The organism is Streptomyces sp. NPDC000983 (assembly GCF_040299205.1).
Taxonomy (GTDB): domain Bacteria; phylum Actinomycetota; class Actinomycetes; order Streptomycetales; family Streptomycetaceae; genus Streptomyces.
The window spans coordinates 1-3,407 of the sequence record NZ_JBEPBM010000106.1 but is presented as its reverse complement, the minus strand read 5'-3'; the positions used below and the strand labels follow the sequence as shown (position 1 = coordinate 3,407).

General features: G+C 74.8%; 3 protein-coding genes. 2 read left to right on the top strand and 1 reads right to left on the bottom strand.

The features are described from left to right. Positions 1-88: 88 nt before the first annotated feature. Positions 89-1,618, bottom strand: a complete 1,530-nt coding sequence (locus ABT296_RS38450; RefSeq protein ID WP_351934775.1) for a helix-turn-helix domain-containing protein — start codon at positions 1,616-1,618, stop codon at positions 89-91. A 194-nt stretch (positions 1,619-1,812) separates the two neighbouring features. On the opposite strand from ABT296_RS38450, the gene ABT296_RS38445 reads away from it, so the two are divergent. Both ABT296_RS38445 and ABT296_RS38440 read left to right on the top strand, forming a co-directional pair. Beyond that, the gene (locus tag ABT296_RS38445) at positions 1,813-2,433 is read left to right on the top strand and encodes a hypothetical protein (protein ID WP_351934773.1); all 621 of its coding nucleotides are present in this window, start codon (positions 1,813-1,815) and stop codon (positions 2,431-2,433) included. A gap of 431 nt (positions 2,434-2,864) precedes the next feature. Next, on the top strand, positions 2,865-3,344 hold the full coding sequence (locus ABT296_RS38440) for an ATP-binding protein (RefSeq protein ID WP_351934777.1): 480 nt from the start codon (positions 2,865-2,867) through the stop codon (positions 3,342-3,344). Positions 3,345-3,407: the final 63 nt, after the last annotated feature.

Genomic DNA, 3,407 nt, shown 5'->3' with positions numbered 1-3,407 from the left:
CTGCAGACACTCCTCGCCACCTGGACCGGCGCCTGCCCCACCTGCCACCGCGACATACCCACACCCCTACGAACCTGACCAAGCCCTACTAGGGCTTGTACGGCGCCCACTCGCGGGTGGCCGTGTCGTAGCCGTACCGGGGCAGGCCCTCGATGGCCGTGGTGCGGAACGGGCGGCCGTCGTCGCCGATGACGACGGTGCCCTCGCGGCCCTGGGAGGACCAGTCGAGTTCCAGGTACCAGCGGCAGTCGCAGCCCCCGGTGCGGGCGGTGACGAGCAGGACCTCCGGGTCCTCGGCGGAGACCGTGTAGGGCAGCCGCATGGCGGGGATCGGCGTGCCCGCGTCGTTCCCGGCGGCCGGGCGCGCGATGGGGCGGTCCTTGTCGAGGTTCACATCGAAGTACCGCGGGGTCACGGCCCCGCCGCAGCCCTGGTCCATCGTGTAGGAACTGCCCCCGGCGGGCTCCGCCCGGCCCACCACCCGGACCCGCAGGGCCTGGAGGACCACGGCGGTCGAGGACCGCCCCTGCACCGAGATCCGCACCATCGTCTCCCGGCCGTGCACCGCGCCCTGAGCCGTCGCCCAGGTCCGGGCGTCCTGCGGGGCGGGCGGTGGCGGCACCCGGTCCGGCGCCCCGGCGACGACGTAGTCGTGCCCGCAGCCCTGCGCCCAGACGTGCGAGTCGGCGGTCCAGGTCAGCGGCGTCCCGCCCACGGGCGCGCCGGTGGCCCCGGAGGAGACGGAGGGCGAGGACTTCGGCGTACCCGAGGCGGAGGGGGAGGGCCGGCCGGTGGGTCCGCTGCCGGTGGGGCTCGGGGAGCTGGGGGAGGAGGGGCTCTTCGTGGCGCCGGGCGCGCTCGTACGGGGCACGGCGTCGGCCTCGACGCGGTCGCCGGGGGCGCGGTCGGAGCCCCGGTCGGTGTCCAGGGCGGTGAGGGTTCCCAGGGCGGCCAGCAGCACCGAGCCCACCGCGGCGGCCACGGTGACCCGCCGCCTGCGGTACCAGGGCCGGCCGGCACGCGACCCGCCGGGGCGCGAGGCGGTACCGGGCGCGGGGTCGGGGGTGGCGTCGTGGGGCTCGGGGAGGGAGCCGGCCTCGGGGGCCGGGGTGGCGGTGGGGGCCTCCGGCGCGGGCGCGGGTGTGGAAGCCCGGTCCTGCGCGGCGGGCTCAGGGGGCGGTGTTGCCGTGCCGGCGCCCGGGTTCGTACCTGCGCCCGTACCGGCGTCCGGGTCCGTACCGGCGTCCGCGTCCGGGGAGTTGCCCGTTGCCGCCGGTGCGGCCTCCGCTGCCGGCGCCGCCGCTTCGGCCTCGGCGGCGGCGCCCCGCGGTCGCTGCCGTGCCGCGACCGCCGCCAGCCAGCGCCGGTGCAGTTCCACCCGCTCCCCGTCGGACGCCCCGCACAGGGCGGCGAAGCGCTCCACCGGGGCGAAGTCCTGGGGGACCGCGTCACCGGCGCAGTAGCGGTGCAGCGTGGAGGTGTTCATGCCCAGCCGGCGGGCCAGTGAGCCGTAACTGCGGTCGGTCCGCTCCTTCAAGCGGCGCAGCAGCGCGGCGAACTCCTCGACCTCGTCCTGTGCGGACACCCGTCCCCCGGTCTCTCCCGCCCGGGACGGCATCCCAGGCACCCCATGTACCTGCACGTCAGACGGGCTGGGACGGTTCCATGCAGCGGGAGACGGTGTCCCCTGTTGCGTCCGCGACCCGTGACCGCTGATGCTTCTGGTGTCGCACCGACGAACGCCGGACCGACCAGCCGGCGGCCCGGTGCCGACGACCACCCGCACTCGCACTCGAACCACGGGGGACACCCATGCCCAAGCGCACCCGAGCGGTCACGGCCGCCGTACTCACCCTGGCGGGCGTCACCGCCTGCGCCGCCCTCACCGTACCGGCCCAGGCCACGGAGAAGGCGTCGAGCACGCCCCGCTTCCTGTCGGCCTCCCAGCTCCCGCCGCACCCCTCGTCCGACTGGACCGCCGGCAAGGTGACCGACGGGATGCCGGACGAGATGCAGTTCTGCCTGGGGAAGGCGCTGCTCGCCTACGACATGCGCTACCGGCCCTTCCACACCGATCTGGACACCAGCGCCCGGCAGCTGACGGTCGTCGTCGGCACCGCCGCCAAGGCCAAGGCGCTCGCCGGAAGCCTCGACAAGGCGGTCAAGTCCTGCGCCCAGCGCATCGAGGCCGCCGACCCGGAGGTCGAGGCCACGTACAAGTCCTACGGCTCGCTGCCCGTCGAGGAGGGCGCCCGCGTACACGGTCTGCACACGGAGACCTCCTGGGGCGCCAACGACATCCGGCTGCTCTCCGTCGGCCGGGACGGCCGGACCGTCACGGTCGTGGACTGGTCCCAGATGGGCGGCTTCTCCGACGCCCCGGTGTCCGCCTTCAAGAAGACCACCACCAAGGCGGTCAACAAGCTCTACTGACCGCACAGGCCACAGCACCGCCGGGGGGCACCGGGCCGCCCTCCCGTCCATGGGGGACGGGAGGGCGGTTCCGCGTAGCCATCGCGACGGCCCGGGCCGGCGGGATACGGCCGGATCGGCAGACACGGATGGGCCGTTCGGCCCATGCTCCTTGGTCATCCCGACGGTCGTCCGTTCAACCAGTGAGCGGTCCGTCTCACCCGCGGCGTTCCGGACCGCTCCGCCCCACCAGGGAATTCCCCGGGCCGCCCGCGCCGTGCGCGCCCGGCGTGCGGGCGCCGTCCGCCGGGCGTTCACCCCGGCGCCGTCCACCCGTGGCCGAACGCCCGGTCGTTGAGCATTCGACATGACTGCCGCGTGCCCATACGGGCATGGTTCCCGTGAACGTGTTCGAGCAGGAGGGGAACGACATCGGCACGCGGGCGGGGGTCATGAAGAGGCAGGCACGAGGGGGCGGTCCCATCGGGATCGGGGCCTTTCCGACGGACACGGGGGAGCGGGCGGACGGTGCCGGGGAAACGGCGTCGACGTGCCGGCTCAGGCGCAGGCTCGGGCGCGCCGATCTCAGGGCGGTGCCCGAGGCACGCAAGGAGCTGAGGGAGCTCTTACAGGACTGGGGCCGGCCCGGACGGTCCGAGATAGCCGAGTTGCTGACCAGCGAACTCGTCACCAACGCGCTGGTCCACACCGACCGCGACGCGGTCCTGACCGCCACCGTGGGACCTGACGGACTACGAGTGGAGGTACGGGACTTCGTCGCGGGCAGGCCCCGGCCGCGGGTACCGAACGCCGACGACGGTACGCACGGCCGGGGCCTGGTCCTCGTCCAGTCACTCGCCGACGCCTGGGGCGTCCAGCCGCACGGGGTGGGCAAGGCGGTGTGGTTCGAACTCGACGCGGAGGCCGCGTGAGCGAGCCGGCGCACGATGAGAGGGAGGGGGGGCCGGGGGGCACCCCGCCCCCCCGATCGGGAC